The 17,874-nt window shown below is 37.5% G+C and carries 18 protein-coding genes; 12 read left to right on the plus strand and 6 right to left on the minus strand.

The genetic code is table 11. The features are described from left to right. Positions 1-9: 9 nt before the first annotated feature. The 5 genes from R2Q70_RS05780 to R2Q70_RS05800 all read left to right on the plus strand — a co-directional run bounded on the left by R2Q70_RS05780 (position 10) and on the right by R2Q70_RS05800 (position 5,573). The gene (locus tag R2Q70_RS05780) at positions 10-1,176 is read left to right on the plus strand and encodes a dipeptidase (RefSeq protein ID WP_316806693.1); all 1,167 of its coding nucleotides are present in this window, start codon (positions 10-12) and stop codon (positions 1,174-1,176) included. Between the two features lie 149 nt (positions 1,177-1,325). Further along, positions 1,326-2,282, plus strand: a complete 957-nt coding sequence (trxB, locus tag R2Q70_RS05785) for a thioredoxin-disulfide reductase (protein ID WP_010601986.1) — start codon at positions 1,326-1,328, stop codon at positions 2,280-2,282. A 196-nt stretch (positions 2,283-2,478) separates the two neighbouring features. After that, a complete protein-coding gene (locus tag R2Q70_RS05790; RefSeq protein WP_316806694.1) occupies positions 2,479-4,389 on the plus strand; it encodes a beta-N-acetylhexosaminidase in 1,911 nt (636 codons plus the stop codon). 60 nt (positions 4,390-4,449) lie between these two features. Beyond that, complete coding sequence (locus R2Q70_RS05795) at positions 4,450-5,052, plus strand: hypothetical protein (RefSeq protein WP_316806695.1); 603 nt, start codon at positions 4,450-4,452, stop codon at positions 5,050-5,052. A gap of 176 nt (positions 5,053-5,228) precedes the next feature. Further along, on the plus strand, positions 5,229-5,573 hold the full coding sequence (locus tag R2Q70_RS05800; RefSeq protein ID WP_316806696.1) for a diacylglycerol kinase family protein: 345 nt from the start codon (positions 5,229-5,231) through the stop codon (positions 5,571-5,573). On the opposite strand, the gene R2Q70_RS05805 is transcribed toward R2Q70_RS05800, so the two are convergent. From R2Q70_RS05805 to R2Q70_RS05815, 3 genes are read right to left on the minus strand one after another with little or no spacing between them, the layout of a single operon-like run. Further along, a complete protein-coding gene (locus R2Q70_RS05805) occupies positions 5,565-6,134 on the minus strand; it encodes a DUF922 domain-containing protein (protein ID WP_316806697.1) in 570 nt (189 codons plus the stop codon). The genes R2Q70_RS05800 and R2Q70_RS05805 overlap by 9 nt on opposite strands. 29 nt (positions 6,135-6,163) lie before the next feature. Then, positions 6,164-6,769, minus strand: coding sequence for a hypothetical protein (locus R2Q70_RS05810; protein ID WP_316806698.1), 606 nt, complete (start codon positions 6,767-6,769; stop codon positions 6,164-6,166). Then, entirely contained in the window at positions 6,756-7,253 is a 498-nt protein-coding gene (locus R2Q70_RS05815) for an RNA polymerase sigma factor (RefSeq protein ID WP_010601992.1), read from the minus strand. The genes R2Q70_RS05810 and R2Q70_RS05815 overlap by 14 nt, the downstream gene beginning before the upstream one ends. 161 nt (positions 7,254-7,414) lie before the next feature. Here R2Q70_RS05815 and R2Q70_RS05820 point away from each other — a divergent pair, with 161 nt between their 5' ends. From R2Q70_RS05820 to R2Q70_RS05835, 4 genes are all read left to right on the plus strand, one after another. Beyond that, positions 7,415-8,788, plus strand: a complete 1,374-nt coding sequence (locus tag R2Q70_RS05820; protein WP_316806699.1) for a dicarboxylate/amino acid:cation symporter — start codon at positions 7,415-7,417, stop codon at positions 8,786-8,788. Between the two features lie 162 nt (positions 8,789-8,950). Then, positions 8,951-9,451, plus strand: coding sequence for a hypothetical protein (locus R2Q70_RS05825; protein WP_116167915.1), 501 nt, complete (start codon positions 8,951-8,953; stop codon positions 9,449-9,451). Positions 9,452-9,561: 110 nt separating this feature from the next. Beyond that, complete coding sequence (locus R2Q70_RS05830) at positions 9,562-9,924, plus strand: BlaI/MecI/CopY family transcriptional regulator (protein ID WP_307288361.1); 363 nt, start codon at positions 9,562-9,564, stop codon at positions 9,922-9,924. Positions 9,925-9,928: 4 nt separating this feature from the next. Continuing rightward, a complete protein-coding gene (locus tag R2Q70_RS05835; RefSeq protein ID WP_316806700.1) occupies positions 9,929-11,401 on the plus strand; it encodes a M56 family metallopeptidase in 1,473 nt (490 codons plus the stop codon). A 221-nt stretch (positions 11,402-11,622) separates the two neighbouring features. Here R2Q70_RS05835 and R2Q70_RS05840 read toward each other — a convergent pair whose 3' ends face one another. Next, positions 11,623-14,286 (minus strand): carboxypeptidase-like regulatory domain-containing protein, encoded by a 2,664-nt coding sequence (locus R2Q70_RS05840; RefSeq protein ID WP_316806701.1) that lies wholly within the window; start codon positions 14,284-14,286, stop codon positions 11,623-11,625. Next, the gene (locus R2Q70_RS05845) at positions 14,283-15,236 is read right to left on the minus strand and encodes a GLPGLI family protein (protein ID WP_316806702.1); all 954 of its coding nucleotides are present in this window, start codon (positions 15,234-15,236) and stop codon (positions 14,283-14,285) included. Before R2Q70_RS05845 ends, R2Q70_RS05840 begins: the two co-directional genes overlap by 4 nt. Before the next feature lie 317 nt (positions 15,237-15,553). On the opposite strand from R2Q70_RS05845, the gene R2Q70_RS05850 reads away from it, so the two are divergent. The 3 genes from R2Q70_RS05850 (at position 15,554) to rpmA (ending at position 16,637) form a co-directional block, all read left to right on the plus strand. Then, positions 15,554-15,736: a hypothetical protein gene (locus R2Q70_RS05850; RefSeq protein ID WP_316806703.1), complete on the plus strand. Its 183-nt coding sequence runs from the start codon at positions 15,554-15,556 to the stop codon at positions 15,734-15,736. 127 nt (positions 15,737-15,863) lie between these two features. Beyond that, positions 15,864-16,175 carry a 50S ribosomal protein L21 gene (gene rplU, locus R2Q70_RS05855; protein ID WP_010601215.1) on the plus strand — a complete coding sequence of 104 codons (312 nt, stop codon included), beginning with the start codon at positions 15,864-15,866 and terminating at the stop codon, positions 16,173-16,175. 51 nt (positions 16,176-16,226) lie between these two features. Then, entirely contained in the window at positions 16,227-16,637 is a 411-nt protein-coding gene (rpmA, locus tag R2Q70_RS05860) for a 50S ribosomal protein L27 (protein WP_316806704.1), read from the plus strand. 230 nt (positions 16,638-16,867) lie between these two features. Here the strand turns inward: rpmA and R2Q70_RS05865 are convergent, their stop codons facing one another. Beyond that, positions 16,868-17,842: a polyprenyl synthetase family protein gene (locus R2Q70_RS05865; RefSeq protein WP_316806705.1), complete on the minus strand. Its 975-nt coding sequence runs from the start codon at positions 17,840-17,842 to the stop codon at positions 16,868-16,870. Between the last annotated feature and the right edge of the window lie 32 nt (positions 17,843-17,874).

Genomic DNA, 17,874 nt, shown 5'->3' on the forward strand with positions numbered 1-17,874 from the left:
TGCTTTAATATGATGAAAACTTATGTTGTAGGTCTGCTGGTTAGTTTCAATAGTATCTGTGCCTTTGCTCAAAAATCAAATAAAATCCATCAGGAGGCTACCGTAATTGATACTCATGGCGATATTATTTTCAATCAGATTAAGTCAGGAATCGATATTGGAAAACCTCAGCCTAAAGGAAATTTTGATTTAGTTCGGGCAAGGCAAGGTGGTTTGGATGTTCAGTTTTTTTCTGTATGGTGTGATGAAAATGGCGGTTATGCTATCGCAAATCAACAAATAGATTCGCTTTATAGCTTGATTAAAAGATATCCGGATATGATTCAACTGGAAACAACGGCTAAACAATTGGAACAGGCAGTTAAAGGCCAACAGTTAGCTGCAATGATTGGGGTTGAAGGTGGGCATATGATTGAAAACCGTTTGGATTATATCGATAGTTTGGCCAAACGGGGAATGGCCTATTTAACACTAACCTGGAACAACAGCACATCCTGGTCGAGCTCAGCAGCAGATGAAACATCTGAAAAAGTAAAACCTGAAAATGCCGGATTGAATAACTTCGGGAAGCAAGTTGTTCAGCGATTAAATAAATTGGGCGTGCTGGTTGATTTATCACACGTAGGTGAAAAAACATTTTATGATGCCATTGCCACAAGTACAAAGCCCGTAATTGTTTCTCACAGTTGTGCTTACAGTATTAACCCTGTTCCCAGAAATTTAAAAGACGATCAGATTAAAGCCGTTGGCAAAAATGGTGGTGTGGTATGCATCAATTTTTATAGTGGTTTTTTAGATCCTACCTTCGGTAGTAAACAAAAAGCCTTTCTTGCAAAACATGATAAAGAATTGAGGTTGCTGTCCGTGAAATATGGTAGGAGTAATGCCATTGATACGCTAATAGCTATTCATCAAACTGAAGCCGATGCTATCCGGCCACCGGTAGCTTTAATTGTCAAACATGTCAATCACGTTGTGAAGTTGATTGGCATTGATCATGTTGGTTTAGGCGCTGATTTTGATGGGGCAGAATCTTTTCCTTTGGGAATGAATAGTGTGGCAGATTATCCAAAAATCACAGCAGAACTGATAAAGAATGGATATTCAGCAACCGAAATTAAGAAAATACTAGGAGGTAATGTGATCAGGTTGATTAGAGCGAGTAGAGGAAGTTAAATTAGAATTCATAATATCAAATTTCTTCGATCCTAGAAATGGCGAATTTGATGTTAATAAGTAAACTATGTTGACAATGCCTACTTGTCAACAATTGTTTAATGCATTAAATTTGCACTACAATTAATGAATTTCAAACACACGATATAATGTCACAAGAAAACGAACACGTTCAGTGTTTAATCATAGGTTCTGGTCCGGCAGGTTACACAGCAGCAATTTATGCTGCCAGGGCTGATTTAAAACCAATTATGTACACCGGAATGCAAGCTGGTGGTCAGTTAACACAAACTACCGATGTAGAAAATTTCCCTGGTTATCCGCAAGGGATTATGGGACCTGAAATGATGGAGGATTTTCGTAAACAGGCAGAACGTTTCGGTACCGATATTCGTTTTGGGTACATCAGTTCGGTAGATTTTTCTTCAACTCCGCATAAAGTTGTGGTTGATGAAATTAAAACCATTACCGCAGATACCGTAATTATTGCAACTGGTGCAACTGCAAAATGGTTGGGTTTACCAAGCGAGCAACAATATAATGGATTTGGTGTTTCAGCTTGTGCAGTATGTGATGGCTTCTTTTTTAAAGGGCAAGATGTTGCCATTGTAGGCGCTGGTGATACAGCTGCTGAAGAAGCAACTTATTTGGCTAAACTGTGTAAAACAGTTCACTTATTGGTTCGCCGTGATGAATTCAGGGCTTCGAAAGCAATGGTTAGTCGTGTTTTGGCTACTCCAAACATCGTTGTGCACTACAATACTGAAACTCAGGAGATTTTGGGTAATGGCAAAAATGTTACCGCTGTAAAAGTAATCGATAACAAAACAAATATTTCTTCCGAAATTCCGGTTGAGGGTTTCTTCGTTGCGATCGGTCATAAACCAAACACCGATATTTTTAACGGGCAGTTAGATATGGATGAAACTGGCTATTTGTTAACTAAGCCAGGCTCAACATTAACGAATGTAGAAGGGGTTTTTGCTTGTGGTGATGTTCAGGATATGTATTATCGCCAGGCAGTTACCGCTGCAGGTTCAGGATGTATGGCTGCGCTTGATGCGGAAAGATATCTGGCTGCGAAAGAGCATCCGGTAGAAGCTTAAAATAATTTATACCTCATATCAAAAAGAGAAATCAATACGGTTTCTCTTTTTTTATGGAGTTTTATTTCCGCAAGAATGCGATGATTTACAATCAGGCAAACGTTTGTGTTTGATTGTAACAAAAAAGTGAAATTATGGATGGGCTTGGAATTTCTATCTTGTATTAAATAACCTAATTCATCTTAAAAAATAAAACATGAACAAAGCATTATCGATTTTTATTGGAGTATTAATCAGTACAAGTGCGTTTGCGCAGAGCGATCCTAACCTCGGAATCATACCTGCACCCGTGTCCATTACCCGGGCAAATGGTAATTTTATTTTAGACAAATCAACAGTATTAATCAATCAAAGCATCGATGGCGCAAAATCGGCTGATTTATTAAATGCATTTATTGTAAACAAAGCTGGTTTTGCTTTACGGGAAAGCAAGGTTTCTCAGCCCAGTCAGAAAAGTATATTGCTAACCTCAGCCGGATCGGATAAATTACCTGCTGAAGGTTATACGATTAAAGTAACACCAAATCAAATCACGATTGTTGGAAAAGGAGCCGGCTTGTTTTATGGCGTTGAATCTGCCATGCAGATGATGCCGGATAAAATTGCTGATAAAATTTCCATTCCTGCTGTAACTATTGAGGATTATCCTCGCTTTAGCTATCGCGGAGCGATGCTCGATGTATGTCGTCATTATTTCCCGCTTTCATTTATCAAAAAATACATCGATCACCTGGCATATTACAAAATCAACACCTTTCATTGGCATTTAACCGACGATCAGGGTTGGAGATTAGAAATTAAAAAATACCCTAAATTAACAACGGTTGGTTCTTCCAGAAACGGATCTATTATTGGTAACTATCCGGGCAATGGTAATTACTTAACACCGGTGAAAGGGTTTTATACACAGGATGAGGCCAAAGAAATTGTAAAATATGCCGCAGAACGTTTTGTAACGGTTATCCCTGAAATTGAATTGCCGGGTCATGCTTCTGCTGCAATTGCTGCCTATCCCGAGTTAAGTTGTTTTCCTGATCGGGATACCTTCGTGAGCGATAAAACGCCTTGGGCTGGATCAAGAAAAGGAAAACAGGTGCAACAAACGTGGGGCGTTTTTGATGATATTTTTGTACCATCAGAAAATACTTTTACCATGTTAAATAATATTCTGGATGAGGTAATTGCCATTTTCCCTTCAAAATATATTCACATTGGAGGAGATGAGGCGCCAAAAACCTACTGGAAAGAATCTCCGTTTTGCCAGGCTTTAATGAAGGAAAAAGGTTTGAAAGATGAACATGAGTTGCAAAGCTATTTTATTCAAACCATAGAAAAACATGTGAATGCTAAGGGGCGTTCAATTATCGGTTGGGATGAAATTTTAGAGGGCGGTTTAGCACCCAATGCAACTGTAATGAGTTGGAGAGGAGAGGCCGGAGGAATCGCAGCAGCACAACAAAATCACGATGTAATTATGACACCAGGTTCAATGGGTTTGTATATCGACCACAAACAATCTAATTCTCCGGATGAACCTGTAACCATCGGTGGTTTTGCACCTTATCAAAAAATATACGCTTACGATCCCATTCCAAAAGTTTTAACAGCTGATCAGCGTAAATATATTAAAGGTGTTCAGGCAAATATGTGGACAGAATACATCAAAACGCCAGAGAAAGCTGAAAATCATGCTTTCCCTCGTCTGTTGGCGCTATCTGAAATCGCGTGGAGCCCGGTTGATCGGAAAGATTTAAAAAACTTCTCTGAAGAGCGTTTACCAAAACACCTGGCTCGGTTAGATCAGATGAACATTAACTATTGGGTTCCAACACCGATTGGGCAAAGCGATAAACCTTTAACAGGCAGCGATTTTACTATTGATCTAAAAGCTCCGGTTAAGGGTTCGAAAATTTATTATTCATTAGATGGATCAAGGCCTTCGGAAAATGCATTTTTGTACACCACACCAGTTAAGGTGACTGTTCCTCAGGGAGAAAAAAGATTGCTAAGAACTATCGTAATTGCACCAAGCGGAAAAAGAAGCGTAACCACTGAAACACTTTTAAACAACGGCGCTCCTGAAGATAAAACTCAAACCAAGAAGTAATAAATCGCTTGCATTGAAAAACTAAAATCATTAATTTGGGAGAAAAAAAAGTCCCAGCAAATGAAATTTAGAAGATATACATGGCAGCATCTCTTGTTAATTACAGGGATGCTGTTTTGTTTTGCATGCAGTGAAGATAAACCTGTAGAAACTAAAGCTGAAGTTCCGCCAGTGGCGAAAAATCCCTTTAAGTTTTACAAAGATATAGAGGTAAAGCCTGGGTTAAATATTGAGGTGCTAAGCTGGGGTAAAGGCCCTGATTCCATTGGCGGCTATCAGCTTTTGATGTCAGATTCGATTCGTAATAACTATAAATCAGAGGCTGTAGAGCGAAAAGGTATAATTACCGATGCCTGGAATATGGATTTAGACAATGATGGTAACCCGGAGTTTTATGTTCAGTTGTTAAGCAAAAAAAATGTTTCTGACCTAAATGTTTTCGAATTTGCCGGTGGAGATTTTAATAAAATTAATTTTCCATCGTTAAACAGTAGTCAAAAGAAAGGTTACGCTGGCAATGATAAGTTCTTCATTAAAAACGGGGATTTGTTTAGATCGTTTCCTGTAAAAGATGAAAGCGACAGTACGAAATCTACCTTAAAAACTTATCAATATAAATTGAGCGGAAATAGTTTTTCTACAAAGGAATTGGACAAACAATAGAGGTGATGGGTTTAAGCTCGTATTAGGAAGTAGATTGCCTATTGGCTGGAGACGCCCTCTCGAAACGACGACACATTAAGTCAAAGTGTTAAAACATATATCAACTGTCGTCATCCTTAATGTATTTCAGGATCTTTATAAAAGCTATTATGCAGGAAAATCGAAAATTCTCGATCATGGATAGAGTCAAAAGTTTCAAGTATGCCTTTAATGGCTTGAAACTTTTCTTCACTAACGACCACAATGGACGTATTCATTTGTTTGCTGCGGTAGTTGTTATTGCTTTGTCGTTCTATTTGAAGCTTTCCGGATTGGAGTGGATCGCTATATTATCAGTAATTTCAGCAGTGATCATAGCAGAAATAATCAATTCCTCCATTGAAAAACTTGCAGATGTAGTTTCGCCAGAAATTCATCCTAAAATTAAAATCGTGAAAGATCTGGCTGCTGCGGCGGTATTGTTTGCCGCTTTTCTGGCCATTGCAGTGGGTTTGATTATTTTTCTACCAAAGCTATTTTGAGTTATTGGCTAAGGTTGCTGCTCTTGATTCTTCCATTTTATCGCTAATGATCTTATCCCAGCGAGCCTGCATTTTATGATTGCTGCCATGTTCGGTTTCCTCATCGTAATTGCGTTGCATGGTATCGAAATAATTGCTGATTTCGTTGGCCAGTTGCGAGATTTGTGCCTTGTAGTTTTTAACGGAATAATTTCTGTTTTTTAAAACGCGTTCCGCTTCAGATAGTAAAATGTACTGTATATTCACATGGCCTTGTTCATGGTGTAGTAAGCTTGCACGAACATCAGGATCTTTGATTTTATCCCACTTCACCCATGATCTATCCTTATCAATCGTAACCTCATTTCTTAGATTTATGGCTACCCGGTTCCGATAAATGGTTGATTCGTAGCTGTATTTCCAGGTCATTGCAGTTAAAGCAAAAAAGGGCGAATTTTCTACCGCTTTGCCTTTAAAATGCGTTTCCCATTGTAGTTGCACAGGTTCAATAAAGTCCTGCTTAAAGCCAAAGGTAATTGGCAATATCAAAAGCAGTAATATGGATAAAATCGGTTTTTTCATGTGTGATTTTATCAATGAAAAAACCGTGCCTAAATTTGATCGATGGAAGAAATCTGACTGCTAATGCGTTCGAATTTTTCTATTAGTAGCGAAATTCTCTCTTTCTCTCTTTTAATTACTGCCTTTCTTAAAATGGTTGAACAGAAAAGAATCCATAGTGCGGTTGATCCAATTGCCACCATTTTTTGGTAGATATTGAAATGCCCCAAAATCTCAACAAAATAAAATATGATACCCAATGATAAGGCTACCGTGTAAAACCAATAAAGTGAATTATAAAGTTTATAACGATTTAACTGATAGCTTTTTAGGTTGTTTAAATATTCGTTCGGATGAAGTGTGTAGTCTGTTTTGGAAATTAGCCTGTGGTCGCGATATAAGATTAAAGTATAAACGCCAATCGCAATCATGGTGATGCTAATCCCAACATGGGTTGTCCATGAGTTGAAATGATAAAACATCCATAAGGCGGCAATTGCAATAAACGATGCAAGCATGCCAAAAATATTCAAGGCAGATTTGAACTTCAAGCCGTTCACTTCTTTTTTTGCTTGTTGCAGCATTTCATCAGCAGAAAGTTTAACTTCTACATCGTGTTTTTGCCACAACTCTTGTATTTGATCAAACGCTTGCATATTGGTTATATAGTTCTGTTAATTTTTGTTTAATACGATGAATTTTAACCCTCAAGTTGCCTTCGCTTATTCCGGAGATATCAGCAATTTCGTGGTAGGGGAGCTCATCAAGCACCATGGTGATAATCAAACGATCATTTTCTTCAAGCTTGGAAATGCATTTGTAAAGTAATGCTACCTGTTCATTCTTTTCCGAAAATTCTTCTATTTTATTCTCAATGATATTTTCGGTCAGCTCATCCTTTGCTTGCCTTTTTTCCGATCTTAAGTAAGTTAAACAGGTGTTAACCGCAATTCTGTATATCCAGGTCGAAATCAAAGATTTGTTTCTGAACTTATCCAGATTCTGCCAAACCTTTAAAAAAGTTTCCTGCAACAGATCGTTTGCGGCATCGGTATCGCCAGTATAACCATAACATAAATGGAATATTTTCTTGGAATTCGAATCGAAGATTTCTTTAAATAACTTGTCTTTTTGTTCCATTTACGGGATGATAAGTGCTTTTTAGATGGAGATTTGCGTTTTTTGTTACAGCGAAAATAGAAATTAAAATAATTTTTAAACAGCTGATGAATCAAAATTTGTTACACGCCTTAAATATCGTAGTTTTACCAAATTAACAGAGCCACAAACTTTTTATATTCATGAAGAAAAACAAACTCACGCTTTTCATTTTCCTGGCGCTGATCGCCGGAGTTGCATTAGGCTACATTCTGAACGTTAATTCGATCGATATTTATAATCAGAAAATTCTAAATGCTGATGCGAAAGTGAAAAGTATTGAAGTGAGCATTAAAAAAACAGCTGATACTACATCTGCAGTTTATGCTCAGCTCAAAGCCGAACGAAAAGTAAATGCCCAGATTAAAAAAGAAAATGAAGATATCAGGGAAAAAAAGCTTGAATATTTTACGCTGCTGAGTGATATCTTTCTGCGTTTGATTAAAATGATTGTAGCGCCATTAGTATTTACCACTTTGGTGGTAGGCGTGGCAAAAGTAGGAGATATTAAAGCCGTAGGACGTATTGGCGGGAAAACACTGGGCTGGTTTATGGCCATGTCGTTAATGTCACTTGTATTAGGTCTGGTTTTAGTAAACCTTTTCGAACCTGGAAAGCACATGCAATTGACTTTGCCAGATCAAATGGTAAATACTGGAATACAGAAAGCAGCGATGAGTATTAAAGACTTTATTGCACATGTTTTTCCTAAGAGTATCGCCGAATCAATGGCTACCAATGAAATTTTGCAGATTGTAGTTTTCTCTTTGTTTTTTGGCGTAGCCACTGCTGCCATTGGCGATTTGGGCCAGGTGGTAATCAAAGCTTTTGATGCGATAGCGCATGTGATTTTAAAAATGACGGGTTATGTAATGAACTTCGCTCCATTGGCCGTTTTTGGTGCCATGACCGCAATTGTTGCAAAGCAAGGTTTGAATGTATTAAATACTTATGCCATTTTCATCGGTGAGTTTTATCTGGGTTTAGGTATTTTATGGGCTGTTCTAATCTTTTTAGGCTTTTTAATATTGAAAAAACGTGTTTTCCGTTTGGTAAACGATATGAAAGAGCCAGCGATTTTGGCTTTCAGTACCGCAAGTAGTGAAGCTGCCTATCCAAAAACAATGATGCTTCTGGAGCGTTTCGGTTGCAAAGATAAAATTGTGAGTTTCGTTTTGCCATTGGGTTATTCATTTAATCTGGATGGCTCGATGATGTATATGACTTTCGCATCGCTATTCATCGCCCAGGCTTATGGCATTCATTTAGGTTTTGAACAACAAATTTCGATGTTACTGATTTTGATGTTAACTAGTAAAGGAATTGCAGGTGTGCCAAGAGCCTCACTGGTGGTAATTGCCGGAACCATTGCCAGCTTTAATATTCCGGAAGCTGGATTGGCTTTGTTAATCGGTATCGATCCGCTATTAGATATGGGCCGCTCTGCTACAAATGTAGTTGGAAATAGCATTGCAACTGCTGTAGTAAGTAAGTGGGAGGGAGAACTGAAAGATTAGTAGGGTGATGTTTAAGTGTAGACGATCTAACTCACAAATGATTTTGGGATGTCTTTACGTTCGGTAAATTTTTTAAACTTTGCATCGTTTTACTCATATGTCAAATTCACTCATTCAATAGTTCACTCATTTAATAATTCATTCATTCAATAATTAATCAAAGTGTCAAGTAACGCAAAAAAGATATTCTTAGCCATTACCATCATCGTTCCGATGATCATTTATTGTTATATCTATTACAAACCCATTATTCAAAATGCGCCTTTCCGCAAGGCAGATTTTGTTTCGATGCAGTTTAGCTATGGTTTAAAAGATACTTTAGAAAACAATTATGATTCGAAAACCGGCGTTTATCAATATGTGAATAACAGAGATTCGGTAATCACCAAGAAGTTTTTCTTAAAGAGCGACGACATCCTATACATGCATAGGAAAGCAAATGAAATCGGGCTTTGGAATTTTCCAGATACCATCGGGCAGAAGAGTGCAAAATCAAAACTGGTTCCCCGCTATGACATTACCTTTAATTATAAAGAGAAATCAAAACATGTGGTAATTTTTGGCGATTTTGATGGCAATCCGAAGCTGTTAGATGCTGCTGTTCAAATGCGTAAGGTTATCCAGGAAACTTTAAACCAGGCAGAAATAAGATCAGGAAAGTAAATTTATTTCAAATATTAACTAAGACTTTATTAAGATGCTAAAATTTAGTGTTTTAATAAAGTCTTTTTCTTTTTCGGAGATTTCGTATATTTACGATATATTCGTAATTGATGGAAAAGTTAACTATTCAGGAGGAAGAAGCCATGCTCGCGGTTTGGCAGGTAGGAAAGGGTTTTATCAAAGATTTTATGGATGTTTTGCCTGAGCCGAAACCGCCATACACCACACTGGCATCTACGATAAAAAACCTGGAAAAAAAGGGTTATCTGATTAGTGAACGCTTTGCAAATGCCAATCGGTATAGTGCAAAAGTGAAAGAGGTTGAATATAAAAAGCGTTTCATGAGTGGCTTCGTGAATAATTATTTTCAAAGTTCGTACAAAGAACTTGTTGCTTTTTTTGCGAAGGATAAAAAAATCAGTGCAGAGGAATTGAAAGAGATAATTAATCTGATCGAAAACCCAGAAAAGTAATGCCATGCCATATTTCTTCCTTGTCTTATTGAAGATTAACCTGGTGCTGATTTTATTTTCAGCAACTTATTATCTCATTCTTCGAAGATTAACATTTTACTACCTTAATCGAGTTTTTTTGATCTTTGGTATCGCTTTTTCTTCAGCATATCCATTCATCAATCTAACTAATTTCTTTGCTGGTCAGCCATCTGTTCCTGCCTTTATCCCGCAATTAAATCAAAATGTGAAGCAGTTTGTGCAACAGGATTCCATTTCTATCCTTTGTCAAGTGCTAACTGTTGTTTTTTATATCGGTGTTCTGCTCATGGCAGTAAGGCTTTTAACCCAATTCATTTCACTCAGGCAGATGCATCAAAAATCTGCTGCTGGCAAATTGCAAAATTTCAATGTCCGCATTTTGACAGAAGAAGTAAGTCCTTTCAGTTTCTGGCAAACCATTTATATTAATCCGGCCCTGCACAAGGCCCAGGATTTAAACAATATTTTGGAGCACGAAAAAGTACATGTGGAAGAATGGCATACGCTAGATATCATCCTTGCAGAAATTTGTGTGGTTTTTTACTGGTTTAATCCAGGAGTTTGGCTGATGAAAAAAGCGGTGAGAGAAAATATCGAATTCATCACTGATGCCAAAATACTGAAGAAAGGAATTGATAAGAAAGCTTATCAGTATAGCTTATTAGATGTTGGTAGCCTACAGCCGTCTATTGCGATTGTCAATAATTTTAACCTTTCGGATCTTAAAAAGCGAATTATAATGATGAATGCCAAACGTTCATCAAAAGTGAATTTGTCTCGTTATTTGTTGGTTTTACCAATTTTGCTTTGTATTACACTCGCCTTTACCATCGACAAAAAAAGTATTCATAAAACGATGGTGCCGCTTACCAATATGATTAAAAGCACTTTGCCAGATATTGAAAAGCAAATGATCATTAACAAGCCAGCAAAAAACAAACAAAAAGTTAAAATTAAAGCTGTCCGGGAGTCAGCAAAAGGAATTGACTCAGTTAGAAAGATGACTTTCGTTTTTAAGACAAATTTTGAAACTGCTGATACCACGCAGCAGTCGATTTCGAGTGAGTTAAGCAAGCTTGTTGGCAAAGTGATTGATTTGAAAACCGCAGAAGGAACAGAGATGAAAACCACGGTGCAGCGCTTTACTTTTAAAGATAGTTTGAAGATTGACCAGGCTACTATGGGCATATTTTTAAGAGATGCAAATTTAAAACAGACGGACAAACCTATAAAAGGTAGCATTCATAAAGTGGTGCTGATTAAAGCCACTGCAAAATCATCAGATGATAAAATAGAGGTGAAATTAAAAGGAAACCCAGCCAGCGAAATTGACTATTACATTAATGGCGACAAGGCATCGAATGCTGATTTTAAAAATCTTGATGTTAATAAAATAGCTGACATAAGCATAACTAAAGGAAGTCCCGGAATCATACACATCACAACCAAGCCTTAGCAAACAGCAGCGTAGATCACCAATGCCCTCAAAGTTTTATTGGATGTAATTTTAAAATCATGATCACAATTGGCTTTTAATACTTCTTATTAACCATCGTTTTAACCGAAGTCGAGAAATCTTTAAACTTTTATCGTTCGAAGATTTCTCAACTGAAGTCTTAAGCCATCCCATCAATCGAAAAGAGAGCATTTCCTAATTCAAGTGAAGCCTGTTTCATTCTAAAAATTGAAGGTTGCTTTCAGCATGGCTACTCGTCCGGGAATTAGATATGTTCCTGTTGTTAATGCGTTTGCTGATAGATAAATCGCATCAAACTGTTTAATATTCGCCAAATTCGTGATTCCAAACTCCAGATCGGTTTTCATCTTTAGCAATTTATATTTCACATTGGCATCAGCAAAGAGGTATTTCAGATTCGGCTGATTGGCCTGATGTGTAAATAGATGTTCGGCTGATAGATTGAGATATACATTTTGCACTGTGGTAATGGCCAATGTAGATTGTTGCCTTAACTGTCGAAAACTCGTTTTAATTGCATCGGCAACTTCAGCCTGATTATTGGTCACAGCATAAGTGGCACCGTACGACCAGTTGATGAAATTGTTAAGCTTGGCTTCAATGGCGGCCTTGTATGTAATCGTTTTCGTATTAAACGGCAAAAGTTCTCCATTTTGAAGTTGGCTATATTTGCTCTGCGAAAAATTTACACCTGCGTTAACAGTGCTTCTCAATGCAAACAGATATTTGCTTGCGTTTGCACTCGCTGATAAGCTTTTAATGTGGTTCTCTAACGGCAGTACAATTCTTTGCTGAATATTATTGCTCAGGTTAAAAGATGAAATGGTATTAAGTTCGGTATTGCTGTAACCGGCAGAAGCGTTAAAGAAAACCATCTGCATTGCTTTCCTGAAATTAAATTCCCCACGAAAGCTATGCGTTTTTGTTTCAGAAATAGGGGCATTGTTTGCAAATAACGATCGGTAGTTCTTCAAAACTGTTCCGCGGTATACGTCATCAATTCCACCCAGATCATTCTTATAAGAATAGTTAGCCGATACATAATTTTCTATTCCTGTTTGATATTTTATATTCAATGATGGATTGATGAAAAGCTTGTTTAAACTATTGTTCAATGCATTTCCAGGGTCGTTATAGTTAATGCGGTTATAGCTTAATGGTAAACTAAGTCCTGCTTTTATTTTATCATTGGTGTATTCGTAAGTGGCATCTGTATAAATTCTCCCTTTAAACCAATTTAAATCATTCACAGCATTTTGCGAAACCAGTTCAGAAGTTTGATCGTTTTGGATGCGATAAAGCTCAGCGTTTAAATTTTGTTGCTGAAGATTAAAACCCGCCTTATAAGTTTGAGCAAAGCCACCATTTACAAAAGCGAATGATACATAATTGTTGGTGTACCAGGTTGGTAATTTGATGTATTGGCTCAAACCTAAATAACTATTGCCATTATTCAGAATATCGGCATTTAAACCTGGCGTAATATTCAAAGTTTCAGGTTGCGAGGTTCTGTTTAAGTACGAATACAGCATTATTACATTTTCCGATTTAAGTTTCTTACGATAATTGAACTCGTTTGAAATATCGAAAGTCTCCTGTTTTAAAACCTGGTTTGCCGCCACGTTGTTAATGGAAAATGCTGAATTGGTTTTGAAAGGGGTGTAATCTACCATGAAGCTATTGTTAAAATAGTCATTGGCTGCATTTTTATTTAAGTTGAACTGGGCTCTTATTTTTTGTGGGTTAATTTCATTGTTTTGAAATTCGGCATAACTGATGGTTTGATCTGCTAAATACGTTTGCGAAAATTTATTGTATTGCTGCCTCCGCTCATCAAACAGATAAGCAATATTAGCCCTCAGCTGCAAATCCTGATTAAACTTGTATAGGTTATTTAAATTCACTACACCCGCTTTATTGAATAAATACCTGTTTTGTGGCAGGGAAGGTACACCAGCTGCGCCCGTAGACAATAAACCGCTGGGTTTGTTATTATCTACACGCTTTAAGTAATCGGCTAAATTGTGCGAGGTTAAATCGATACCAGGATCGTTACCGATGTTATTCCCTTTAATGTTATTGATGAATTTAAGTTTTTTGTTAAACAGCATGGCGGTCAGGTTTTCATCAAAACGGTTTGGCATTCCGGCTCCAACGGTAGCGTCGCCCATTACCTTAACTTTTGCGTCGTCTTTAATTACCAGGTTCAAAGCAACATCATCGCTCATGTTATTTTTACGCATCATTTTAATGGGCTGATCATTTTGAATAACCTGTACTTTATCAACAGCACCCTGAGGGATACTTTTTGTGCCAATGTTATACTTATCATCAAGTAAATTATCGCCGTCTACATATAAATTAGAAATGGATTTACCGTTGTAGCTAATTTTCCCATTTTCTGCAACCTCAATGCCGGGCATTTTTTTAAGTACGTCGCCGATGCTACGGTCTTGTTTGTCGGCAAAATCAGAAGTTCTATAATTTAATGTATCTCCTTTCGAGCTTAGCGACGGACGGTTTTTAACTGTTACCGTTTCCAAACTGGTCTCACTTGGTGTTAAAGTCAAATCCTGATTTTTACTTACATCTAAAATGGAAATGGATTGTTTTTTATAGCCAATACTTGATGCTTCAAGTCTGTAGCCCGTAATTTGATCATTTTTAACAGTAAGATTAAACACACCATCTTTATTTGTTCTGGTAAAACTAATGATGTTGCCTTCACTGTCTTTCAGGTTTACATTTACCGATTCAATGCCTTTGCCTGCGGCATCTTTCACGGTACCTTTAATTGTTTTTTGAGCGAAAGCGAATGTAATCCCCCACAAAAATATCAAGGTAGTTAAAGTAGCCTTTCTCATTTTTTCTCAGGAAGTTCTATAGGATTGTTAATTTCACGTTTAGCTACTGGCTGACCTGATGGTGTTGATACGCTTCTTTTAAATGTTCCCTGAATACCGTTGGCTGCCATTTGTGCCTGCATAAAACCCTGTGGATCTTTATCTCGTGCTGCTTTTAGCTTATCAAGGTCTTTTCGGGTAGTTTTAATGGCATCAGTAGGGAGTTTAATTTCCGAACCCAAATAGGCTGTGCTTGTTTCCATTCCTGCAATTTTTATTGTTCCAGGCGTACCATTTGGCATTATAATTTTCTGATCCCCATCTGAAGCGTTTTTGGCGTCGTCTGCAGTTACATTTTCTAGTCCGGCAAACTCAAACTTTACTTCGTTTTTATCATCATGAGCGGCTACAATTAAGCCAGGCAGGCCATTCAGTTTCCATGGACCACTTTGAAACGGAATTTCGGTAGCGAACCAGGCGATCCAGTTTCTACCTTTGAATTTAGCTGTAGCTTTCTGGCAGGAGATACCCGAAAAACTCATCGTATCTTTTGCTATTTTCCAGTCAATTTGTGGCGTATTTTCTTCAATAAGGTAATTGTTATATAGTTTTTCTTTGCTAAACATTTTACGCTCATTGGCAAAAAAGAAATAATCAACAGCGGTGGTTGGCGATTTCATTTCGCTTTTAATTTCTATTTTCATGGTGCCGCTGCCGGTCTGATTTCTGAGCTGTTCTTCAATTTGCTTCTTTGCATTTACCGCTTGATTCAATTTATCGTAACTGGTGTAAACGGAAGCGTTTTTTCCTGTTACCAGCAACATGTTTTCTTTATGTGGTTTTTCTTTTTGTGTGGTGTCTTGAATGTGTATATAGGTATACCTCACCCGGGCTAAGGCCTGGTCAGGGTTTTGTGCGAAAGATGAAATGGCGGAAAATGCCGCAATCGAAGTAATTAAGATACGTTTCATAAAATTTAAGTGTTTAGGTTGTCTATTTAGTTTTCGTAAATCTACGAAATATTCGTAATAACAAAAATGCTTTAACATTTTTTAACCATTTGTTTAGTTTACTTTGGAAACGAATGTTTAGTGTGCCTTGGCAGCGTGCTGTCCCGCTTTCATTGCAATCTTTTTGTGAGTGGTAGCGCTTAATGCTGTCACGCTGAGTTTATCGAAGCGCCTGCAAATATGGGCGAATCCTTCGACAAGCTCAGGATGACGGTGCTACAAAAAGTATTTTCATTCAATCGGGTTTAGTAACAAAGGCAGCACTAACCCAATGCAATTTGCCAGGTGCTAACAATAATAGAAATACCAACCTGCGTAAAATAAACCTGACAGAAGCGGGCATGCAGCCGAATTTTTATGAGGCAAATAAAGCGGATGGCAGGGCAGGAGCAACCTATATACACTTTGCCTTGCTTTCCAAGTTACTAGAGAAATGGCTGCAAATTGATTTTAAAACCTAAAATTTTAAAAATACTGGTTTCGGAGGATTATAGTTGAAAATATTTTCGATATGTGTTTGTGTGTTAATTGAATTTGTTCTATATTTGCACCTCGTTAAATAAAAATTAAAAAACTAATATTTAAACAATGTACGCAATAGTAAATATAGCAGGGCAGCAATTTAAAGTTGCTAAAGACCAGCACCTTTTTGTACACAGATTGCAAGGAGATGAAGGCGCTAGTATTGAATTTGATAATGTATTGTTGGTTGATAATGGTGGTGCAATCACTGTAGGAGCTCCTGCAGTTAAAGGTGCTAAAGTTTCAGCTACTATCGTATCTCATTTAAAAGGTGATAAAGTAATCGTTTTCCACAAGAAACGTAGAAAAGGTTACAAAAAGAAAAATGGTCACCGCCAGTTTTTCACAAAGATTCAGATCTCTGATATCACGTTATAATTAATTGTTAACCCAATAATTCGCTTTTAGCGAGTTAAAAAATATAAAATCATGGCACACAAAAAAGGAGCCGGTAGTTCGAAAAACGGACGTGAATCGCATAGTAAGCGTTTAGGTATTAAAATTTTCGGTGGTCAGTTAGCTATCGCTGGAAACATTTTGGTACGTCAACGTGGTACAAAACACCATCCAGATAAAAATGTTGGTTTAGGAAAAGACCATACATTATTTGCTTTGATTGATGGTACTGTTGTTTTCAGAAAGAAACAAGATAACAAATCTTATGTATCTGTTCTTCCTATCTCTGATGCTGAAATTGAAGCAGCATTAGTTAAAAAACCAGCTGCTCAAAAAGCAACTGAAGCTAAAGAAGTTGTTGCAGAAGCACCAGCTAAAAAAGCACCAGCAAAAAAAGCTGAGAAAAAAGACGAAGCTACTGAAGAAGCTGCAACTGCAGAATAATTAGTATCAACCGATATTCGAAAAGTCCTGATGAAAATCAGGACTTTTTTTGTTTTTCCATAATAGATAGGCTAGTTAGGTAACGTATTTCGGGACTTGTCAATAATAAAAGAAGCCAATGCTCTAGCATTGGCTTCTTTTGGTACATCGTCATTGCGAGGTACGAAGCAATCTTAATGGGCTAATTTTTACAACGCTTCTTCGTAGCTTGCAATGAGAATTTGTAAATTTTAATACTCTCTAGCCATTAACTGATTGGTAAGCGTTAGCAGATTGCTTTTTTGTTCATCGCTTACATTGATTTGCGCAAATAGATTCAAGGCATTATCCAAATATTTGTTCATGCTCTCTTTAGCGATATTCTGCACATTAAGCGTATCGTAAACTGATCTTACGGTGGCAACTTTCTCTTTAGTGTCGAAATCTTTATAGCTGGTCCAGGTATCCAGTGATTCTTTAATATCGCCTTCTGCAAGTTCAAAGGCCTTTAAAAGTAAAAATGTTTTCTTATTTGCAATAATGTCTCCACCAACCTGTTTGCCAAACTTTTCGGGGTCTGCGTAAACATCTAAAATATCATCCTGCAATTGGAAAGCAATGCCGATGTTTTCCCCGAACTGATAAATTAAATCGGCATCTTTAGCGGAAGCACCTGCAATGATCGCCCCCAGTTTTAAGGCACCACCCAAAAGCACGGCTGTTTTCAACCTGATCATATTGATGTATTCCTCGATACTCACATCATCACGACTTTCGAATTCCATATCGAGCTGTTGCCCTTCACAAACGCCTTGAGCGGTCGCATTGAAGGTATCCAATACATCTTTAAGGAAAACAGGATTAACTTTAGCGAGATTCTTGTTAGCTTCTACCATCATCACATCGCCACTTAAAATAGCAGTATTAGTGCTCCATTTTTCGTGAACGGTTGCTTTGCCTCTGCGTAGTGGTGCGTTGTCCATAATGTCGTCATGAACCAACGTAAAATTATGGAATACCTCAATGGCCATTGCGGCATGAATAGAATCGTTCGCATCGTTGCCAAAAAGTTCGGTAGCCATTAAAACCAAAAGCGGGCGAACACGTTTGCCACCCAGGTTGATAATATAAGTAATCGGATCGTAAAGCTGCTTAGGCTGATCGGGAAACTTTAAATTTTGTATTGCTGTATCTAGAATTTGTTGTAATTGTTCTGTAGTATGCATGCTTTGCGTAAACACTGTGTTATGATGGCACA

The organism is Pedobacter agri, from assembly GCF_032678665.1.
Classification (GTDB): Bacteria; Bacteroidota; Bacteroidia; order Sphingobacteriales; family Sphingobacteriaceae; genus Pedobacter; species Pedobacter agri_A.

Bases quoted from the DNA above. Each gene is read 5' to 3' on its own strand.
- R2Q70_RS05780 (WP_316806693.1), top strand. From the start codon at position 10: ATGATGAAAACTTATGTTGTAGGTCTGCTGGTTAGTTTCAATAGTATC.
- trxB (WP_010601986.1), top strand. From the start codon at position 1,326: ATGTCACAAGAAAACGAACACGTTCAGTGTTTAATCATAGGTTCTGGT.
- R2Q70_RS05790 (WP_316806694.1), top strand. From the start codon at position 2,479: ATGAACAAAGCATTATCGATTTTTATTGGAGTATTAATCAGTACAAGT.
- R2Q70_RS05795 (WP_316806695.1), top strand. From the start codon at position 4,450: ATGAAATTTAGAAGATATACATGGCAGCATCTCTTGTTAATTACAGGG.
- R2Q70_RS05800 (WP_316806696.1), top strand. From the start codon at position 5,229: ATGGATAGAGTCAAAAGTTTCAAGTATGCCTTTAATGGCTTGAAACTT.
- R2Q70_RS05805 (WP_316806697.1), bottom strand. From the start codon at position 6,134: ATGAAAAAACCGATTTTATCCATATTACTGCTTTTGATATTGCCAATT.
- R2Q70_RS05810 (WP_316806698.1), bottom strand. From the start codon at position 6,769: ATGCAAGCGTTTGATCAAATACAAGAGTTGTGGCAAAAACACGATGTA.
- R2Q70_RS05815 (WP_010601992.1), bottom strand. From the start codon at position 7,253: ATGGAACAAAAAGACAAGTTATTTAAAGAAATCTTCGATTCGAATTCC.
- R2Q70_RS05820 (WP_316806699.1), top strand. From the start codon at position 7,415: ATGAAGAAAAACAAACTCACGCTTTTCATTTTCCTGGCGCTGATCGCC.
- R2Q70_RS05830 (WP_307288361.1), top strand. From the start codon at position 9,562: ATGGAAAAGTTAACTATTCAGGAGGAAGAAGCCATGCTCGCGGTTTGG.
- R2Q70_RS05835 (WP_316806700.1), top strand. From the start codon at position 9,929: ATGCCATATTTCTTCCTTGTCTTATTGAAGATTAACCTGGTGCTGATT.
- R2Q70_RS05840 (WP_316806701.1), bottom strand. From the start codon at position 14,286: ATGAGAAAGGCTACTTTAACTACCTTGATATTTTTGTGGGGGATTACA.
- R2Q70_RS05845 (WP_316806702.1), bottom strand. From the start codon at position 15,236: ATGAAACGTATCTTAATTACTTCGATTGCGGCATTTTCCGCCATTTCA.
- rplU (WP_010601215.1), top strand. From the start codon at position 15,864: ATGTACGCAATAGTAAATATAGCAGGGCAGCAATTTAAAGTTGCTAAA.
- rpmA (WP_316806704.1), top strand. From the start codon at position 16,227: ATGGCACACAAAAAAGGAGCCGGTAGTTCGAAAAACGGACGTGAATCG.
- R2Q70_RS05865 (WP_316806705.1), bottom strand. From the start codon at position 17,842: ATGCATACTACAGAACAATTACAACAAATTCTAGATACAGCAATACAA.